Raw genomic sequence first — 18,881 nt, forward strand, 5'->3', positions numbered from 1 at the left:
CAGGCTGATTCGTATACCGTATTGCCGTCATGGCTGATCCTTCGGGGTCGGCCATTTTGGCTTGGTAAAATCGTCCAATTCGCATAATTTCAAAACAAATGGAATTCATTCGCGTCTAATCATTAACCAGACTGGAAAGGGTGTCCTCTATATGCAACAAAGCACAATTAAATACGCCGTTTGCGCGCTGCTGCTCTTGACGATATCGCCGGTGCAGGCTGAACGCGCGCATGCGGAGCCGGAGCTGCCGCCGTCGCTGCTGCTGGACGGTCATCCGCTGGATTTTCCCGCGCCGCCCGTGATCGAGAACGGGGTCAGCTATGTGCCCGTTCGTCCGATATTCGAGGCGGAGGGGGCTGAAGTAATCTGGGACGAGCGTACGCAATCGGTTACGGCGACCAAAGGCAATACGATCATTACCTATCGGCTAGGCGATCATACGGCTTACAAGAACCGGGACAAACAAGATTTAGCGGCTCCCGGTAAGCTGATCGGCGGATTCTCCATGGTACCGCTGCGGTTCGTAAGCGAAATGCTGGGCAATGTCGTCCAATGGCATGCTTACGACCGGTCGATCAGCATCTCGTCCGCCCATGCGTTCGAGACCGAGATTACATTCGGCGTTAACTTGCGAAGCGAACCGAGCTCGGAAGAGGCCGCCACGCTTATTCGGATGCTTGCCAAAGGACAGCGGATCCATGTGATCCGAGCCATCGACGCGAATTGGCTCGAAGTGCAGACGGAGGACGGGAAGATCGGATTCATGTCGGCCAAGCCGAAGTATTCGGATTATTCGAGTCCGGAACTAACGATGAAGCAGGCGGATGCGCTTATCGCGTTCGGATCGACCTTCATCGGCACGCATTACGAATTCGGCGCGGCTGCGAATCAGACCGACGCCTTCGATTGTTCATCTTTCGTGAAGCGCGTGTTCGGCGAAGTGCTCGGGATCGATCTGCCCCGCGTCTCCTACGATCAGGCGAAGGAGGGCAGGGAGGTCAAGCTCGCCGATCTGCGCAAGGGAGACTTGCTGTTCTTCAGCGCGCGGGGGCTCGATATCGGACATGTGGGCATCTATGCCGGGGACGGCAAAATCCTTCATACCTACTCGGACAAGCTGGGCGTGCATATCGAGGATTTCGACGGACAATGGAAGGACCGATTCGTGACGGCGCGAAGAGTGTTCTGACGCGTTAGCTCGACAGCATCGACAAACAGCCTCGGCAATATCAACAGACCAGTCTCGACAACATCAACGGGCGGCCTGACAGGCATGCGTTCGGTATCGCGCCGGACGCATGCCTTTTTATTAGGGGACCCGATTCGTGCCTCATCCGCAATTGCTTAAGAATGACCGGTAAAATCGGATGATTCCCCCATGTAAACCGGTTATAAGCGGGGGTTACGATGGAATTGCAAGACCGCAGCCGTAAGCAACAACCGACAAGGAGGTGGCGAATCCCCGAAATAAGCGCTCTTATCGAGCATTTGCAAGGAGGCAAGGCGAGAATGAAAGGAGAGATGAATAACATGAAGAGGTTCAGAGGAGCCGCGAAGCACAGCTTATACGGTTCATTGGTAATGATGATGCTTATCGCTCTATTCCCCTCCATCGTATCGGCCGACGATGCGGCGGGCAAGACCACTGTCCTATCCCCGGCTTATCGCTCTGCGATTAGCGGCAATACGGTCATCGAGTTCGTCTGCCCGGGCGGAACGACCGCGGCGTTATACGTACAGAAGCAGCCGTCGGACGGCAGCGTGAACACCAACGGCACCCGTGAATCCGTCGGCGGCATCATTGCGCTGGATGCGAACGGCCACGGTTCCGTCACCTTCCCGGCTAACGATTACCCGAAAGGTCCGATTACGCTGCGGATCCGGGTATGGCAGAACGGCGGGGACCTGGACGATGCTTATCTGCAGCTCTACAACACGGGAGGAGTGGCATGGAAAACAGGGCTGGCGAACGCGCCGGTCAATCCCGTTACCGCGAACATGAACCTGACCTTCTCCGACGACTTCAAAACGATGCCGTCGATTTCGTTCAGCGGCGAGGGAACGACGTACGCTTCGGTGAAGCCGGATACGCGGTCGGGCGGCCAGTTCGGCTATGCCGCGTTCGAAGATCGCGGAGGCGCCTACGATCCGTTCAGCCTCTCCGACGACGAGTATTTGAAAATCACGACAACGTACCGCGGAGACGGTTACTCGAGCCCGAGGGCCGGCTGGCAGCAGAAGGCGACCACCGGGTTGATCGCCTCGGAAGCCATGGACGGTTCGGGATTCCATACGCAAGGCGGAACCGATCAATATTTCGAAGCCCGGATCTTCGCGCCTCCGACGCCGGGCATGTGGCCGGCCTTCTGGACCTTAACGGCCAACAATTACGCCGATAATCCGCTCGGGAACGGCAATTACGCGGTCGACGAGCTGGACGTGCTGGAAGGCTACATGGCGTGGCCGTACCAATACTCCATTGCCTGGCATCCATGGAGCGGCGCGAACGCGCCGAACCCGTCGGCGGCCAACGGCGGGGGAACGTGGGCGCAGCTCGACACGCCAACGTTCGGCAACATCAACCTGGCGATGGGCTTCCACATCTTCGGGGTGTATATCACGCAGAGCACGACCTATTATTACGTAGACAACGTCGAGGTCGCTTCCCATCCGACGCTTGCGCTCAGTTATCAGCTGGGCAATTACTTCCTGATTAACGGCGCCGTCTCCGATCATGTCATTCATGCGAATGCGGACGGAACGTATTCGTATGACCCCGATTTCCTCCGTTACGGCAACTCGAACGACATGTATGTCGACTGGGTGAGAGTGTACGAGGCAGGCAGCGGTAATAACGGCGGGAACAACGGAGGCAATAACGGTTCGATTGCTTACGTCCCGGGAGCGTCCAGCACGGCGACGGCGACCAGCGAGACCGGAGGCGGATGGAACGAAGGGCCGGCCAACGTGCTGGATGGCAATCCTGGCACGAAGTGGGCATCCAGCACGACGCAGGGGCTTCCGCAATCCATCACCGTCGACTTGGGTCAATCGTACTCGAACGTCAAACAGCTGCGCTACTTCCTGAGCGATTATGAATGGGTGGCGCGAATCCAGCAGTACCAGGTATGGGTCAGCGTCGACAACGCGAACTGGACGAAAGTCGACGAAGGCGAGTGGCCGAACGTGCCCGGCATCTGGTACGAATCCAACTTCAATCCCGTCACCGCGCGCTACGTGAAGCTTGTCGCGCTTACCGCCGGTCAGAACCAATCCGAATCGTCGAGCAGGGCTTCCGCCTCGGAGATTCAGATCGGGTATCAACCGTAGACGGGATAACCGGAAAGCACCATCCCGGCTTATAATCTCTCTTGATCGCATGGCGAAGGCCGACTGGAAACCAGGCGGCCTTCTTGCCTTGCGATATGCGATTATACGCCCATCACGATCACGAGCCTAATTCTTTCAACACGGCCGGATTCATGATGCGGCGCTTTTGCGCCAGTCCGAAGTAGGCCAGCAGCGCCAACAAGCTTGTCGACAGGATGATCACGCCCATCGGCACGGCTGAATATTCGCCGGCGATGCCGACGAGCGGCGACGTAATCGCGCCAAGCAGGAACGGCAGCAGCCCCAGCACCGCCGATGCGCTTCCCGCCATATGGCTCTGCGATTCCATCGCGAGCGAGAACGAAGCGGTGGACGTGATCCCGATGGACGCGACGAAACAAAACAGCGGCGGCACGAGCGCGAACAGCGGTCCGTGCAGCAGAATGACGGTCAAAGCGATCAGGCTGGACGCGGCCGAGAGGAGAAGGCCGATCACAAGGAAACGACGCTCCGACACGACGCGGTTCAGGCGGCCGACGAGCTGCGAACCGATGATCAGGCTGATGCCGTTCGAGCCGAACAGCAGCGCGAAGAGCTGCGGCGAAGCGCCGTATATTTTCTGATATATGAACGGCGTTCCGGATACGTAGGCGAATACGCCGCCGATCATAATGCCTTGGGCTAAGGCGTAACCGAGAAACTGGCGGTCGCGCAGCAGGGTTTGAATTCCCTGGAACAGCTGGCCGAAATTGCTGGACATCCTGTTCTCGGGAGGCAGCGTTTCTTTCAGCCCCGCGGTTGCAAGCAGTACCAGCACGATGCCTACGGCGCCCAGTACGATAAACACGCCGATCCAGGTCGTAAACGAGATGACGCCGCTTCCGGCCACCGGCGCGATGAGCGGAAACAGATTGTTCACCAGCATGAGCATGGAGAAAAACCGCGTGAGCTCGGGCCCGCTGTACAAGTCGCGAACGACCGCCCGGGATATCACGATTCCGGCAGAAGCCGCGAAGCCTTGGATGAACCGAGCGGCGATGAAACAATAGATATTCGGGGATATCGCGCAGATGAACGAAGCGGCCAAATAGAGCACAAGCGAATAAATGACCGGTCTGCGTCTTCCGTGCACGTCGCTTAAGGGGCCCATCACGATCTGCCCGAGTCCGAGACCGATCAGGCAGGCTGTTAGGCTGAGCTGCACGAGCGACGCTTTCGTGCCGAAATCCGCCGTAATCTCGGGGAATGAGGGCAAATACATATCGATCGTCAGAGGTCCCAGCGCCGAGAAGGCGCCTAACAGCAGGACAAGCCGCCAACGATTCGTCTTATTCTCTTGCAGCATGTTCTTGTATCTCCACTCCTGTTCAAGGTTTTCATGATTATACATGAGTTAAGACAGGAATAGAAGTGGGAGCGAACGGTTTTTTTCGCGGGAACCGGCGCAACGAACAAAGAGGCGGCCGCTGATTCATCAGAAGCCGTCTCTTTGCTTGGCCGATATTCGGTCACCGGACGCTCGTCATTACTTTACTGCTTTGCGCACGAGGTTGATGTGATCCAATCCCGTTCCGCTCGTGCCGTTGAAGATGAATTCCAGCAGGTAGCTGCCGCGGACGTAGGTCAATTTCTTTTGCACGGTCTTGCCGGTCTTGAAGAGGGTCGATGCATGCGGGGCGCCCCAGTGCTGAACGAGCATCCGCACGGTGATGCCGCCCAGATTGGTCTCGCGCTCGACATTCGTTCCGAAGTAGCGCATTTCGCGGATTTTATCCAGCTTATAGTTGATGGCGTAACCGGGATGGCCCATTTCGGCATGGTACACGTCGAAGCCGTCGGCATCCGTGGCCGGAGCTTCGGCTTTGCCGATCGTTTTGATAACCGTTTCATGAGACGTGGAACCTATGGCGAAGCCGTGGAAGTTCGGAAATTGTCCTTGGAGAGCCGGTTTGTAGAAGCTCATCAGCGTTTGAAAAGCTTGCATATGGGCGTCAACGGGAGCGGCGCTGTCGGCTGCCGCGTGAGACGGTGCGGCGGCTCCGGCCGTGGACAGCGCCAGCGTTCCAACCGTTACCGCGGCTATCGCCGTTTTCTTCATCGATGCGAATACGTTCATTCTGCTTTCCTCCTCATGATGTCGGACTCGCGCGACCGCATTCATCGCGATTTCACTTTCTTGACGCGGATAAGCCGCAATAGGTTGCATGTCAATTGCTGGCTGATGCGATTCAGGCTCTGAATCGCGTCAGACGATGCGGTCGTCCGTCGGTAGACATGAACTCGTTCGATCGCTCGTACACTGTAGTAAGAGCTTGTTCGATGACAGATCGCCGCGGAGGGATAACGATGAGAATTACGTCCGGCGGATGCGAAGCCGTGTATTACGGCCGCGTGCTCGCCTACGGAATGAATCCGATCGAAATCGTACTGTCGGAAGAGAACGATCCGCTGACGTTCGTGTTCTGCATGGAGCATGAACCGGAGCGAGACGATATCATGACGGATATCCGTCTGGTCCGTTATAACGAAGTCCGCATCGCCTGCATCAATTTCCCGCGAGGCAAACCGACCGGCAGTCAAGACATGATTCAACTCGGCGTGCTGAACAACCGCAAACTCTCGCTGCGCTACGAGGTGACCGTTAATTACGATGCGACGTCTTGGGCGCTGGCCTTCACGTTCTTCTCGGGCGAGGGGGTAGGGACGGCATGAACAAAATCGAAATCCAGGATCCGCGGGTAGCCGGCAAGATCATCGCGGCGAACGCCGAGAACGACAAGCGCAAGGCGGAGCTCGGCTTCCTCGGCAAATTCTTCGGCTCGGGCGAGAACGTGCGCCTGTACATCGTCGGCACGATTACGCTCGGCGTGCTTCTCATCGCGCTGGTGTATACGCTGCTTCCCGACCAATTCCGTTCGCCCGATTTCGGCTTGAAGGAGATGTGGACGCTCGTGGTGCTTCCCGTCGAATCGACGATTATCGGCTATTTGATCGGATCGCGGTCGAAGGACATCGGCGGCTAGCCAGCTTGACGATCATGCAATGAAACCCGGACGCCTCCTCGAAGGCGCTTCGGGTCTTTTTTGTTATGAAGCAATCAGAAGCTTCGTTATTATTGAAGAAATCTATTGAGATCGGGAGCCATTCCGTCCATGATAGAAGATGATAGGCAGGCGTGCGAAAAGGAGAGCTCACACATGGCAAAGCAATGGGACGAAGCGATGATCCCCGACCAATCCGGCAAAACGATCGTCATTACCGGTTCCAGCAGCGGGCTTGGATTGCATACGGCGATGGCGCTTGCTGGCAAAGGCGCGGAAGTGATCGTCGCCGTTCGCAACGTCCTGAAGGGCGAAGCGGCGGCAGAGCAAATTCGCCGGCGGCACGCGAACGCGAAAGTGAAGGTCATGAAGCTGGATCTGGGCGATCTGAGCGGCATTCGCTCGTTTGCGGCGGCGTATCGCGAGCGCTATGCCGGCTTATCCGTCTTGATCAACAACGCTGGCGTGATGATGCCGCCGTACCAGCGAACCAAGGACGGATTCGAGCTGCAATTCGGAACGAACCATGCGGGCCATTATGCGCTTACGGGTCATCTGCTGCCCCTCTTGCTTCGAACGCCCCGATCCCGCGTCGTTACGGTCGGCAGCTTGGCAGCGAGAAGCGGCCGCATCGATTTCGATAACCTCGACGGCGCCAAAGGCTACCAAGGGTTTACGTTCTATCGGCAGAGCAAACTCGCAAACGTGCTGTTCGCCATGGAGCTCCAGCGCCGGCTCGCCCAAGCCGGCGCGGACACGATCAGCATCGCCTGCCATCCCGGCATCGCGGCGACGAATATTACGTCGCGCGGGTCGGGGAATACATCGAACGGCTTGCTCCTCTTCCTGATGAAGCGGCTGTTCCAAAGCGCGGAAATGGGCGCGCTCCCGAGCCTGTACGCCGCGGCGTCGCCCTTGCTCCATGGCGGCGAATATATCGGACCCGACGGCAAAGGCGCGAAGCGGGGATACCCGGCGCTCGATCCTGCAATCAACGGCATCGACGATCCGAAGGTCGCCGCACGATTATGGGATGTTACCGAGCGTTCGACAGGGGTACGTTATGATTTTCAATGATAACCGGGTGAACGGCAGCGATCGTAAGTATTGCTAGGGTGATCGAATCATTCGCGGGCAGCCGTCGAGCGACATGCGGCTGCCGGATCTGGAGGAGAGCTAATGAGGAAACTGCGCTGGGGAATTATGGGATGCGCCCAAATTGCCGCAAAGGCATTCATACCTGCCGTCCGTGCTTCGGATATGCATGAGATCGTCGCCGTTGCCAGCCGCGATACGTCGAAAGCCCGGGCGTTCGCGGACGTTCACGGCATACAAGACGCCTACGGCAGCTACGAGGAATTGCTCGAACATCCGCACGTCGATGCGGTCTACATCCCGCTGCCGAATCATCTGCACCTGGAATGGACGATTCATGCCGCGCGGGCAGGCAAGCATGCGCTGGTCGAGAAGCCGATGGCGATGTCGGAGCGCGATGCGGCACGGATGGTCAAGGCATGCGAGCAGTACGGCGTCCGCATTCAGGAGAACATGATGTACCGCTGCCATCCGCGCTACGACCGTATTAAGGAAATACTCCGCTCCGGCGAGATCGGCGCGGTTAGATCCGTTCACGGCGTCTTCACGTCGGATCGCTCCGCGATGGAGGGCGATATCCGATTCCGCAGGGATATGGGCGGCGGCAGTATGTACGATATCGGCTGTTACTTGCTCAGCGCGGCCCGTTATGTGCTGGAGATGGAACCGGTGGCCGCAACGATGCAGGCTTTCTTCTCGCCGGATCATGACGACGTCGATATGATGGCCTCCGGTCTCGTCGAATTTCCGGGCGATGCGGCCTTGACGTTCCAGTGCGGATTATGGGCGGAATTCGCCAATACGCTGGAAATCCGGGGCACGCAGGGCATGATCCGGCTGCCGTCGGCATTCTCGCTTCGCAGCGACCTGAGTCCCGATATTCAAGTCACCGTGAGCGGCGAGATGCGGACGGAGCCGTTCGCGCGCGGAAACCAGCAGCTGTCGCTGCTGGACAGGTTCGCCCGGACAGTGCTTCACGGAGAGCCTGAACCGGTCAGCCCTTGGGACGCCGTGCGAACGGTTCATGTCATCGAAGCTTGTCTGGCTTCCGCGCGCGAGAAGAGACGGGTAGCGATCGCGCCGCTCGAAGGAGGCGTCCAACGCCGACGCCGTTCATGATGGAGAACGGCCGCATCGCGGCCGAGACGTAAGATCGGCCTAACCGACGAAGCCCGGATACCGGTAAGACGCTGTCTTTCGGTTGAAGGGCTTTTTTTAGGTTTATTTTGCGCTCATCGTCCAACAGTCGGCGGTTTCGAACGTTATTCCGGATGTAAGGCGGCGTAACCATGCGGAAGATTCGCCCGAAAGCCGTCGCCGGAAGCCGGTCATTCAACCAGCGGTTGAATATACGGCTCGGACTGCGATTCAACTACCACTTTATAGGCATGCATACGGGGATACGCTATGCTGTTCACGACAGTGCGCACTGTACATACGTTCATCATTAAAGGAGGTATTCGCGTGTCGCAAGAAAAAGCAGCCTACTCCGCATGGTCGAACATCGCATACTCCATGCGGCTGCATTGGCGGGCAAGGCCCATGACCTTGATCTGCTGCGCCGGCTCGGCGCTGATCGGCGTCGCCCTGCCGTTCGTCAATATCCTGATGCCCAAGATTGTCATCGACAATCTTGCCGCACGCGTCGCGCCCGGCGAGTTTATCCTGGCGGTGGGCGTAATGGCGCTGCTGCTGGCCGTACTGAGCAGCGCCAAAAGCTACGCGGATCTCATCACCAATGAGTCCGTAGGCACCATCAGCATATTGAGCCACCTTCAAGTCTCCATGCGCAAGCGGCTGCACATGGATTTCGAGGTGCTGGAGAGTCCCGGTTACGCCAAGCTGGGCGAGAAGGCGGGACGGGCGATGCAAAGCAACCACTCGCCGGCCTCCAACATCCCTCGCTTCCTGTCGCAGCTATTGCTGAACGTCTTGGGGTTTCTTACATACGGAGCGATCATCATTAACGTGCATCCCCTCATCATTCTCTTCCTGGCCGTATCGGCGGGAGTCAATTGGCTCGCACTCTCGCGAGCGCGCAAGATCGAGAAGGATACGCGCGAGGACCGGTCCAAGCTTCAGGGCAAGCTCGGGTATATCCATCGGGCAGCGAAGGAGCCTTCCGGCGGCAAGGACATGCGCCTGTATAACCTTGGCGGGCTATTCGGCGGCATCTTCCGCAACGTGCTTGGCGCCGCCGAAGATAAGGAGCACAAGGTAGCCACGGGGGATATGAAGGCGCAGCTGTCGGACGCGCTGCTCAGCCTGATCCGCGACGGCGCCGCGTACGCGTATTTGATCTACTTGCTGCTGAACGACGATATCACGCTGGGCAACTTCGTGCTGGCATTTGCCGCCATCGGCGCGTTTGCGGGATGGCTGTCGGGGATCGTCACCCATTCCAGCGAGCTGCTGCGCGCCATAAGCGAACTGTCCGACATTCGCGTCTACCTTGACGTGCCGGATCGCTCCAATACCGGCCCCGGCCATGCGCTGCCCGCCGGCAGCAGCCTTCCGCCGGCCATTACGCTGAAGAACGCGGGGTATGCTTATCCGGATGCGGAGACGCCGACGCTCAGCGGCATCGACCTTGAGATCAAGCCTGGAGAGCGCATCGCCATCGTCGGCGCGAACGGCGCAGGGAAGACGACGTTAATCAAGCTGATTTGCGGGCTCTATCGGCCGACAAGCGGGGAAATCATGTTGGGCGGCGTCGATATAGCGCGATATAACAGGGACGAGTATTACACGTTGCTCTCCACCGTGTTCCAGGACATCCACCTCTTCTGCTGCGATATTGCCGGGAACGTATCCCAGCAGTCGCCCGATCGAACGGACTACCGGAAGGTAAGGGAATGCCTGGCGCTATCAGGGCTGGCGGACAAGGTGAACGGGCTTGAGAAAGGCGAGCTGACGCAGCTTGTGCGCCGCGTTCACAACGATGCCGTCGAGCTCTCCGGCGGCGAGAAGCAGAAGCTCGCGCTTGCGCGCGCGCTCTACAAAGACGCGCCGGTCATCATCCTGGATGAGCCGACGGCGGCGCTTGACCCGATCGCCGAGAGCGAAATCTATCGGCGTTACGCCGAGCTGACGGACGGCAAAACGTCGATCTATATTTCCCACAGGCTGGCAAGCACGCGCTTCTGCGACCGGATTCTGTTGATCGACGGCGGCGGCATTGCCGAATGCGGCACGCACGACGAGCTTATGCGAGCCGGCGGAAAATACGCCGAGATGTTCCATGTGCAGTCGCACTACTATAAGGAAGGGGATGTATCCGAACATGAAAACGCGTTCAATCTGGCATAATCTTCTGCGCGGATACGGCATTGTCAACCGTCTGACGCCAACGTATATCCCGCTTGCGTTCGTCACGTCGTTCATCAAGGCCGTGCAGCCGTTCGCGGTGCTCTTCTTCTCCGCCAGGATCATCAACGAGCTGGCCGGCGCGCGCGATACCGGGCGCATCGTTCTGTATGCCGCTCTTGCCGTGGGGATCGGGTTTATCCTGAAGGCATTGAATGCCGTGGCGACGCGCCGGATCGCGACCTTGAACAGCACGCTGTGGGCGCGGTTCTACTTCTTCCTCGGCAATCGCTACATGCAGTTGAATTACGATCAGATCGAAGATGCCGCGAATAACGAGCTGCTCGCGGATATCGAGGCGAAGACGAACGGCAACGGCCTTGGCATCTTGCGCCTGCACTGGGGCCTGCCCGAGCTGCTGCAGCCGTTGTTCGAGCTGGGAGCGTCGATTGCGCTGGTGGCCGGCATGTTCGCAGCGGCCTCGTCCCATGAGCAGAACTTCGTCACATCGCCGTTAGCCACGGGTCTGTTGTTCATGCTCGTCCTGCTCATTCTGCCGTTTACGTATGCCATCAAGAAGCGGGAGCAGCGAATTCTGCAGCAGGCCATCGAGGTCAACCCGAAGGCGAACACCTACATCCATTTTTTTGGCGACTATATGCAGGCCAAGAACGCCGCGAAGGACATTCGCTTGTACAGGCAAGCGCCTGCGATCGAGGAACATTACAGAAAATCGGACGGGCTCTCGTATTGGTACAAGTTCTTCGACTTGCTCGGCAAGAATAACGCGCTCGCGGCGGCGATGAATGCCGCGCTGGCAGGCAGCGTCTACCTGTTTATCGGCCTGCGGGCGCTCTATGGCATGTATCCCGTCGGCAGCGTGGTGCAGTATATCGGCGCGGTTACCGGCGCTGTCGGCGCATTGGCCGCTCTGATCGGCGTTCTGGGCAATTATATGACGAACAATCGGTATCTCGATCTGGTGTTCCGGTATCTTGACCTGCCGGACAACATGCGGAAGACCGGCGGCGACCGGCAGATCCCGCAAGGCGAGCTGGCATTCGAGTTCCGCGACGTGTCGTTCAAGTACCCCGGCGCGGACCGTTACGCGATCGAACGGTTGAATATGAAGCTACATGTCGGCCAACGGCTGGCCATCGTGGGAATGAACGGCAGCGGCAAGACAACCCTGATTAAGCTCCTGTGCCGGCTTTACGAGCCTACGGAAGGCATGATTACCTTAAACGGCGTCGACATCAGGGAGTATGACCACGCATCGTACATGAGGATTTTCAGCGTCGTGTTTCAGGATTTCATGCTGTATTCGTTCTCGCTTGGACAAAACGTGGCCGCGTCCGAATCCTATGACGCGAAATTGGCGGAGGAATGTCTGGCGACGGCAGGGTTCGGCGAGAAGCTGAAGGAGATGCAGAACGGACTTCAATCCTATTTGCACAAGGATTTCTCCGACGACGGCGTCGAGATATCGGGAGGCGAGGCGCAGAAGGTGGCGCTGGCAAGGGCGCTGTATAAGAACGCGCCGTTCGTGGTGCTCGACGAGCCGACGGCGGCGCTGGATCCTATCGCGGAGTTCGAGATCTACTCGCGATTCCATGAGATCATCGGCGGCAAGACGGCGATCTTCGTCTCCCACCGGCTCTCGTCCTGCCGGTTCTGCCACGACATCGCGGTGTTTCACGAGGGCCGGCTCATACAGCGGGGCTCTCACGATGAGCTTGTAGGCGATAGAGGCGGGAAGTACGCCGAGTTGTGGAATGCCCAGGCGCAGTATTACGTAAGCGCGTAAGCGGTGAAGCGCATGCTCGCGCGCAGCTCAGACAAGTCCCGATCGCGGCGGAGTCTTCAGGCTCCGCCGCGTGATCGGGTAGCGCGTGCACGGTTGGCAGGATTCGCGCGTTGGCTTGCTTCGCGGTCTATGCCTCGAACGGATAGACGAGCCCCCACTGGGCGCGCATGCGGTCCAGCGTCTCGGCGATCGCGATCGATTCGTCGAGCGGGATCAGCGCGTTTTCTTGTCTGCCTGCGCGCAGGTCTTCATGCACGGCCGCGAATTCATAGCCGAAGCCTTCTCCGGTCGGTTCATCCTTGAATTCCTCCTCGAGCTGGTTCCCTACGAACAATCTCGCTTCTCTAGGGGACCAGAAACGAGGAACTTCAATATGTCCCTTGGTTCCGATGATGCGGACCTCCTGCGGCGTCGAACCCGAGATGGAGGAGTAGAGCGAAGCCATTTGCCCGTTCTCGTATTCAAGCAAACAGGCCATTCGCGCATCCACGCCGGTAGATGTAGAGCGTGAACGGCTGAGCACCTCGACGGGCTTGCCGCCGAAAATCATCGAAGCGTAGGAGACCGCATAGACGCCGACATCAAGCAGGCTTCCGCCGGCCGTATGGGGGTTGAACAGGCGCGATTCCGGGTTCTCGGAAGCACCGAATCCGAAATCCGCCGTCAAGTAATGCACATCTCCGATGGCGCCGTCCGACACCCACTGCATGACTCTGCGCGTTACCGGGAAGAACCGGGTCCACATCGCTTCCATGAGAAACGTTCCGGTCTCTCTCGCTTTCTCGACCATCGTCCGAACTTGCGCGGCATTCGGCGCTATCGGCTTCTCGCAGAGTACCGGCTTGCCTAAAGACAACGCCAAGCAAGCGTGTTCCATGTGAAGGTGGTGAGGCGTGGCGACATAGACCGCGTCCACTTCCGGATCCCGCAGCATCGTTTCGACGTCGGTGTAAGCCTTCGCCCCGTATGGCTGCGCCAGCTGCTCCGCATTGGCGCCGGTACGGGAATAGACGGCGGCTAATCTAGCATCGCCCAATTGTTTAAAGTCGTTCATGACGCGCTTCGTAATTCCCCCTGCGCCGATAAAACCCCATCCGATCACAGATTTCATGTGTTCACTCCGTTCATGCATGATCTGCCGGACGCGAAGGCTCGGCATCAAGTATAATTTACCATGCCTCTATCAAAGTGGCTATCCTAAACTGGACGATGCATGAATCCGGGAGATAGAGTCAACCATTTCAATGTTAGGAGGCATGCCTGCCTGTGAAGACCACAGTACAGGCGATTGCTATGCGCGTACTTTATGAAGCGGCGGCCGCAGAAGGCCGCGACGGGTTTGTCGTGGGAGACGTGAACGAGCTTTACGGCGAGAAAGGGAATTATCGGGTGCTGCAGTTCTCGGATGCGGCGGTGCAGGGGGCGCTCGATCTGGACGATCCGCAGCGGATGGTGTTCGAATATACGCGTGCGATCGTCCATCTGCTGGCGCATAATCATCCGCAGCTGGAGCGCGTTTTCCAGATTGGCCATGGAATCGGGACGATCGCCCGGCATTGCCGGGGTGCCCGGTTCAAGACGGCGGAGCTGGACTCGCGGATCGTTCAGGCGAGCGAACGCTTTTTCGGCTCCGCAGGGGAGGCTATTGCGATCGGCGACGGCCGTCGTATTCTGGAGAGCGAGGAAGCGGGCGTATACGACGCCATCGTCGTGGACGCCTTCACCGACAGCGGCGTGCCCCGGCATCTGACGACGGACCGTTTCTTCGCGACGGCTGCGGACAAGCTGGACGACGGAGGGATGATCATTCTGAACGTGACGGGCAGGGGACCCGGCGATCGTTCGATGGGCGCCCTTCACGCGACGATGCGCGAGACGTTCGCCCGCGTGTCGGCCTTCATGCTGCCCTCGGACCGGGCGAACGAGGCGCGGAACATCCTGCTGGTCGGGCAGAATCGCCGAATCGAGTACCGGGCACGGGACATGGCCGGATTCATACCGTTCGAGCCCGTTGCGGGCCATGTGATTACGGAGGATGGGCGACAGTAACGACCGAATAATCGAGTTAAATGGATGAATGGAAAATTTGTAAATATCTGTGATTAGAGTAATCGGTTTTTGGGACAATAAAATCAACATTCATTCTAACACGGTCGAGGCGAATACATGTGCATCTTGGTTTGGCAATCCTCAGCGTAATGACAGCCTTCAAATGGGCGGACTGGAAGCATTGGAAGAAGTATCACCCGACGATGCTATTCATGGCCGTGGGAGCATTCCTGTATGAATATTTGACGAAGGATCAAACGATGTGGAAGTTTCACCCCGACTTCCTGTACAACCATACGGTAACGGTCGTTGTCTACGCGATCGCTACGATGCCGCTAAACATCTTTCTCTTTCTCTCCAGGCTCCCGGAGCGGGGGTTCTGGAAGAAATCCCTTCATGTTGCGATATGGACGGCCATATATTCCTTGACGGAATGGGCGATGGTGCATACGGGCCGAATTTCGTATCAGAACAATTGGAGCCTGCTCTATTCGATCTTGTTCGATTTGATGATGTTTCCGATGATGATCCTGCATCACCGTCGACCTGTCACCGCGTATCTCTTTTCGATTGTAATTGTGTGCTGCTTGCTGCATGCGTTCGAGGTGGAATTGGAATAAAGTCGCAGCCGGTCGTTTTTTGACGATCGGCTGTTTTTCAATTTCGGGCGGTTTACGCGGAATGACGCACTCGAAAACATGAAGAAGGGACATCTAAAGCTTTCACTTTATGGGTGGTATTATTTTGAAATATAATATACGTATTGCCAATTGTCCCAAGAAGCGAACCGATTGAAACTGCACGAAAGGAGAGGAATTATGTCAATTGTTCATGTACTCGACAAGGGTTATGTACGGCTTGTTGATCATATGGGATCAGATTTAACCGTTGTGAATGCCGCTCGTGTTTCATATGCAAAGGAATCACGAAAACTAAGTGATCGCGATCTAAAGCTAATTAAGTTCCTGGCACGAGAAGGACATACTTCGCCTTTCAGGCATGCTATAGCGCAGTTTGAAGTTTACGCTCCGCTAATGGTCGCTAGACAATGGTGGAAATACGTTATTGGTTCAGCTCATTATGAAGGAACGGGTGACAGTTTGGATGCCTGGAACGAATCTAGTCGTCGATACATAACCGAAGAGCCCGCTTTTTATACTCCGAAGGCAGATGAATGGAGAGCAAGGCCTGTAAACTCCAAACAAGGCAGCGGCGACATAATTGCTTGGGAACTGGGCCAGAAATATACGCAGGAGCTATTATCCTACGTCGAATTAGGAATAAAGAAGTATGATCAAGCTTTAGAAGAAGGCATATGCGCTGAGCAAGCACGATTGTTCCTGCCTTCATACGGAATGTATGTTCGCTGGTATTGGACTGCATCCCTTCAATCCGTTGCTCACTTCTTGGTGCAACGATTAGAGCATGACGCGCAGCAAGAAATCCAGGACTATGCAAAGGCTGTCCTAGAGCTAATACAAACCATTTACCCTATTTCCTTAGAAGAATTGGCTCCTGAACGTATCAATAGTAATCGATAAGACGACGAGGGGGAAACCGAAGTGAAAACGATCAAAAGCATGATGGAGCATCTGTATTGGGCGGACGGACGCATCCTGGACGCGCTCGAAGAGAGCGGGACGAAGAACAAGGACCTACTGAAGCTGGTTCGGCATGTCGCTATCGCGGAACGAGTCTGGCTGTCCCGGCTGCAGGGCAAGAGCAGCGCGCAATATTCGTTGTGGGGGGATGCGGAGGACCTGACGGCGATCCGGAACATGTTCGAAGAGAACGCCGAGCACTATCGCGCCTATATCGAAGGGCTCAAGGAATTCGAGTTGGACGAGTTAATCGACTATGCGAACCAGAGCGGGGTTCCATTCCAAACATCCGCCCGGGACATCCTGTCGCAGGTCCTCTTACATGGGCAATATCATCGGGGACAGATCAATCGGGCGCTTCGGATCGAATCGGCCGAGCCGGTTCAAGTGGATTACATTACGTTCGCGAGGCTCAATATGACTGACTAATCACACACTGCTACCAGATGAGGTGAACACCTATGCTGTATGAGTTAGAAACTAAGGATTACGCCCTCTTGGAACCGTTGCTTACAAGTGGATTTCAATTTCCGGAAGTAATTGCGGTGGCGGATCTTATCAATAGCGGGTGGATCGTTACAGATGATCCAGCGCATCCCGTTTCAGCGCTGCTTTGGGCAGAAGGACTTGGCGGCTTCTTTCTTCTCGGCGACGAAACCAATGTGTCATTTCTTCATGGGCTGGATCGCTTCGTTCATCGGCATCTGGATAACGGTTTGTTCGAAGTAGCCGGCATGCATGAAGGTTGGAATGCAGTCATCGAACGGCGATATGCCCGGAAGCGCATGATGAAGTCGACGCAGCTGATCTATAAATGGTACGAGCAGAGCCGGCAAGAGGGTATTCATGCTCAGGCTGACGGCCCTGCTGATTCTGTTCAAGTGGTGCGCTTGACCGCGGCGTTGCTTGGTTCCGTTCGGATGAAGGATCTTGAATTTGTAGAGTCGGAGCTTCTCGGTTTCTGGGGAAGTCTTCATCAGTTCATGGCGCATGGCGTTGCCTACTGCGCGATGCAGGAAGAGCGGATAGTCAGCATTTGCTACTCCGGATTTGCAGCCGGGAATACGCATACGCTGGGCGTGAAAACATTGGAGCCCTTCCGGAAGCAAGGGCTGTCTTACTCAACTGCGAAAGCATGCATAGAGGAACTGCGTAGCAGGCAGCTGTCGCCCTATTGGGACTGTTCGCCTTGCAACGAAGCTTCCTGGAGATTGGCTGAGAAGCTGGGTTTTCGCAGAACGGGGGAGTACAACCTATATTCCATTGCGAAATAGAAGAAGGCAGTACAGATTGGCAGCATACGGGTTCCGGGTTTCGGCGCATGGAGCGATATAAGCGAACAATTCGGCGGCCAAGGTTGATGAATGCTTCATGCCTTGTTGCGTTAGGTTGATCCCTACTAGCTCGCGGGACACATATTTACCGGAATGAGGGAAATCATATGTAGGATTTTTATCGCGCGATCGCCGGCAATCGTCCGGTTGTCACAAAATGGCGCATGATCTCGTTTCATTAGAGCGGTTTCCTGTAAGGAAGCACGAAAGGGCATAAGGCCGAGGATGGAAGTGGGAAAATGCAAGAGCTGTACGAGCAATATAAAGGTCTGCTGTTCAAGCTTGCCTACCAGCTGACCGGATCGGTTTCGGATGCAGAGGATGCGGTGCAGGACGTGTTCCTGAAGATTTATGACGTTCTGCCGGAGAAGCTTGCCGAACCTAAGGCTTATTTATGCAAAATGATCACGAACCGCTGCCGGGATTTGCGGAAGGCGGCTCGGAATAAGAGAGAGCAATATTTCGGCGAATGGCTTCCGGAGCCTTATAGCAATCCGGAGGATTCGTTGGAATCGTCGGTCATTCGCGATGATCTCTTGTCGTACGGGACGCTGGTGCTGCTGGAACGGCTGTCGACGACGGAGCGCATGGTCTTCGTCCTCCGCGAAGCGTTCGGCTTCGAATACGCCGAACTCGCGAAGATCGTCGATAAAACGGAAACGAACTGCCGGAAGCTGTACAGCCGGGCCAAGTCGAAAATGGGAATCGATTCCGAGGAAACGGTTCATGCCGATGAAGCCAGCGAAGCGTGGATTAGCGGGTTTCTCGCGGCGATCAAACAAGGTAACGTGAATCAAGTGTTGTCCATGCTCGACGAAGCTGTCGTGCTGGTCTCAGACGGAGGAGGCAAAGTGCGCGCCGCCGTGGAGCCGATCGTTACGAGAGCGCGCGTTGCGGAATTTCTGCTCGGTCCGGTGCGCCGTCTTGCTGCGGCGGATGGGGAACCGATTTTCGATATCGCCCCTGTGAACGGGCAGCCCGCCCTTATCCTTCGGTCGGAAGATGGCATTCATACGGTCGGGCTGTTCCACGTCGAAGGAAATTCGATTCGCAACCTCTATTTCGTCCGTAATCCCGATAAGCTGGGGCATGTCGGAAAGTGAAGCGCCGCTCTTCCATAGATGCGGCGCTTTTCCGCTTTTTGTCGCGGCCTGGAGCCTTGCTTGATGATTGTTCACAAGAACAGATTCGCCGTCCGGTGTCACAGAACGATAGGCTCTGTCGTTCTATGAATGTCGGACAAGCAAGTCGGACAAGCGTGTCGGGCAAGACGACAGCTTCAAGAAACTTAATCGCCCAGCGGATAGGGCTATAATCC

At 56.7% G+C, this 18,881-nt stretch carries 17 protein-coding genes; 14 read left to right on the forward strand and 3 right to left on the reverse strand.

The features are described from left to right. The first annotated feature begins 151 nt into the window (after positions 1-151). Positions 152-1,189, forward strand: coding sequence for a stalk domain-containing protein (locus GXP70_RS14305; RefSeq protein WP_162357441.1), 1,038 nt, complete (start codon positions 152-154; stop codon positions 1,187-1,189). A 341-nt stretch (positions 1,190-1,530) separates the two neighbouring features. Next, positions 1,531-3,330 (forward strand): discoidin domain-containing protein, encoded by a 1,800-nt coding sequence (locus GXP70_RS14310; protein WP_162357442.1) that lies wholly within the window; start codon positions 1,531-1,533, stop codon positions 3,328-3,330. Between the two features lie 118 nt (positions 3,331-3,448). On the opposite strand, the gene GXP70_RS14315 is transcribed toward GXP70_RS14310, so the two are convergent. After that, positions 3,449-4,675: a multidrug effflux MFS transporter gene (locus GXP70_RS14315; protein ID WP_162357443.1), complete on the reverse strand. Its 1,227-nt coding sequence runs from the start codon at positions 4,673-4,675 to the stop codon at positions 3,449-3,451. Between the two features lie 180 nt (positions 4,676-4,855). Then, positions 4,856-5,446, reverse strand: a complete 591-nt coding sequence (locus GXP70_RS14320) for a YjgB family protein (protein ID WP_162357444.1) — start codon at positions 5,444-5,446, stop codon at positions 4,856-4,858. Positions 5,447-5,676: 230 nt separating this feature from the next. Between GXP70_RS14320 and GXP70_RS14325 the strand changes: the two genes are divergently transcribed. The 6 genes from GXP70_RS14325 (at position 5,677) to GXP70_RS14350 (ending at position 12,579) form a co-directional block, all read left to right on the forward strand. Next, the gene (locus tag GXP70_RS14325) at positions 5,677-6,042 is read left to right on the forward strand and encodes a DUF6864 domain-containing function (protein ID WP_162357445.1); all 366 of its coding nucleotides are present in this window, start codon (positions 5,677-5,679) and stop codon (positions 6,040-6,042) included. Beyond that, entirely contained in the window at positions 6,039-6,353 is a 315-nt protein-coding gene (locus tag GXP70_RS14330; protein ID WP_162357446.1) for a hypothetical protein, read from the forward strand. Before GXP70_RS14325 ends, GXP70_RS14330 begins: the two co-directional genes overlap by 4 nt. A 174-nt stretch (positions 6,354-6,527) precedes the next feature. Continuing rightward, the gene (locus GXP70_RS14335) at positions 6,528-7,448 is read left to right on the forward strand and encodes an oxidoreductase (protein ID WP_162357447.1); all 921 of its coding nucleotides are present in this window, start codon (positions 6,528-6,530) and stop codon (positions 7,446-7,448) included. 102 nt (positions 7,449-7,550) lie between these two features. Continuing rightward, entirely contained in the window at positions 7,551-8,585 is a 1,035-nt protein-coding gene (locus tag GXP70_RS14340) for a Gfo/Idh/MocA family protein (protein ID WP_162357448.1), read from the forward strand. Between the two features lie 345 nt (positions 8,586-8,930). After that, positions 8,931-10,775, forward strand: a complete 1,845-nt coding sequence (locus GXP70_RS14345; protein WP_162357449.1) for an ABC transporter ATP-binding protein — start codon at positions 8,931-8,933, stop codon at positions 10,773-10,775. Further along, positions 10,750-12,579 carry an ABC transporter ATP-binding protein gene (locus tag GXP70_RS14350; protein WP_162357450.1) on the forward strand — a complete coding sequence of 610 codons (1,830 nt, stop codon included), beginning with the start codon at positions 10,750-10,752 and terminating at the stop codon, positions 12,577-12,579. Before GXP70_RS14345 ends, GXP70_RS14350 begins: the two co-directional genes overlap by 26 nt. 127 nt (positions 12,580-12,706) lie before the next feature. On the opposite strand, the gene GXP70_RS14355 is transcribed toward GXP70_RS14350, so the two are convergent. Further along, on the reverse strand, positions 12,707-13,690 hold the full coding sequence (locus GXP70_RS14355) for a Gfo/Idh/MocA family protein (RefSeq protein WP_162357451.1): 984 nt from the start codon (positions 13,688-13,690) through the stop codon (positions 12,707-12,709). Between the two features lie 155 nt (positions 13,691-13,845). On the opposite strand from GXP70_RS14355, the gene GXP70_RS14360 reads away from it, so the two are divergent. The 6 genes from GXP70_RS14360 (at position 13,846) to sigJ (ending at position 18,666) form a co-directional block, all read left to right on the forward strand. Beyond that, positions 13,846-14,628, forward strand: a complete 783-nt coding sequence (locus tag GXP70_RS14360; RefSeq protein WP_225442801.1) for a spermidine synthase — start codon at positions 13,846-13,848, stop codon at positions 14,626-14,628. A 149-nt stretch (positions 14,629-14,777) separates the two neighbouring features. Then, entirely contained in the window at positions 14,778-15,248 is a 471-nt protein-coding gene (locus GXP70_RS14365) for a CBO0543 family protein (RefSeq protein ID WP_225442802.1), read from the forward strand. Between the two features lie 198 nt (positions 15,249-15,446). Continuing rightward, positions 15,447-16,169 (forward strand): FAD-dependent thymidylate synthase, encoded by a 723-nt coding sequence (thyX, locus tag GXP70_RS14370; RefSeq protein WP_162357453.1) that lies wholly within the window; start codon positions 15,447-15,449, stop codon positions 16,167-16,169. Positions 16,170-16,190: 21 nt separating this feature from the next. Next, positions 16,191-16,658 (forward strand): DinB family protein, encoded by a 468-nt coding sequence (locus tag GXP70_RS14375; RefSeq protein ID WP_162357454.1) that lies wholly within the window; start codon positions 16,191-16,193, stop codon positions 16,656-16,658. A gap of 32 nt (positions 16,659-16,690) precedes the next feature. Further along, the gene (locus GXP70_RS14380) at positions 16,691-17,503 is read left to right on the forward strand and encodes a GNAT family N-acetyltransferase (RefSeq protein ID WP_162357455.1); all 813 of its coding nucleotides are present in this window, start codon (positions 16,691-16,693) and stop codon (positions 17,501-17,503) included. A gap of 299 nt (positions 17,504-17,802) precedes the next feature. Beyond that, the gene (sigJ, locus tag GXP70_RS14385) at positions 17,803-18,666 is read left to right on the forward strand and encodes an RNA polymerase sigma factor SigJ (RefSeq protein WP_162357456.1); all 864 of its coding nucleotides are present in this window, start codon (positions 17,803-17,805) and stop codon (positions 18,664-18,666) included. The last annotated feature ends 215 nt before the right edge of the window (positions 18,667-18,881 follow it).

Origin of the sequence: Paenibacillus lycopersici, from assembly GCF_010119935.1 — a bacterium.
GTDB classification, from domain to species: Bacteria; Bacillota; Bacilli; order Paenibacillales; family Paenibacillaceae; genus Paenibacillus_Z; species Paenibacillus_Z lycopersici.

Bases quoted from the DNA above. Each gene is read 5' to 3' on its own strand.
- GXP70_RS14310 (WP_162357442.1), top strand. From the start codon at position 1,531: ATGAAGAGGTTCAGAGGAGCCGCGAAGCACAGCTTATACGGTTCATTG.
- GXP70_RS14335 (WP_162357447.1), top strand. From the start codon at position 6,528: ATGGCAAAGCAATGGGACGAAGCGATGATCCCCGACCAATCCGGCAAA.
- GXP70_RS14350 (WP_162357450.1), top strand. From the start codon at position 10,750: ATGAAAACGCGTTCAATCTGGCATAATCTTCTGCGCGGATACGGCATT.
- GXP70_RS14340 (WP_162357448.1), top strand. From the start codon at position 7,551: ATGAGGAAACTGCGCTGGGGAATTATGGGATGCGCCCAAATTGCCGCA.
- GXP70_RS14380 (WP_162357455.1), top strand. From the start codon at position 16,691: ATGCTGTATGAGTTAGAAACTAAGGATTACGCCCTCTTGGAACCGTTG.
- GXP70_RS14315 (WP_162357443.1), bottom strand. From the start codon at position 4,675: ATGCTGCAAGAGAATAAGACGAATCGTTGGCGGCTTGTCCTGCTGTTA.
- sigJ (WP_162357456.1), top strand. From the start codon at position 17,803: ATGCAAGAGCTGTACGAGCAATATAAAGGTCTGCTGTTCAAGCTTGCC.
- GXP70_RS14330 (WP_162357446.1), top strand. From the start codon at position 6,039: ATGAACAAAATCGAAATCCAGGATCCGCGGGTAGCCGGCAAGATCATC.
- GXP70_RS14305 (WP_162357441.1), top strand. From the start codon at position 152: ATGCAACAAAGCACAATTAAATACGCCGTTTGCGCGCTGCTGCTCTTG.
- GXP70_RS14325 (WP_162357445.1), top strand. From the start codon at position 5,677: ATGAGAATTACGTCCGGCGGATGCGAAGCCGTGTATTACGGCCGCGTG.
- thyX (WP_162357453.1), top strand. From the start codon at position 15,447: ATGTCAATTGTTCATGTACTCGACAAGGGTTATGTACGGCTTGTTGAT.
- GXP70_RS14365 (WP_225442802.1), top strand. From the start codon at position 14,778: ATGACAGCCTTCAAATGGGCGGACTGGAAGCATTGGAAGAAGTATCAC.
- GXP70_RS14355 (WP_162357451.1), bottom strand. From the start codon at position 13,690: ATGAAATCTGTGATCGGATGGGGTTTTATCGGCGCAGGGGGAATTACG.
- GXP70_RS14320 (WP_162357444.1), bottom strand. From the start codon at position 5,446: ATGAACGTATTCGCATCGATGAAGAAAACGGCGATAGCCGCGGTAACG.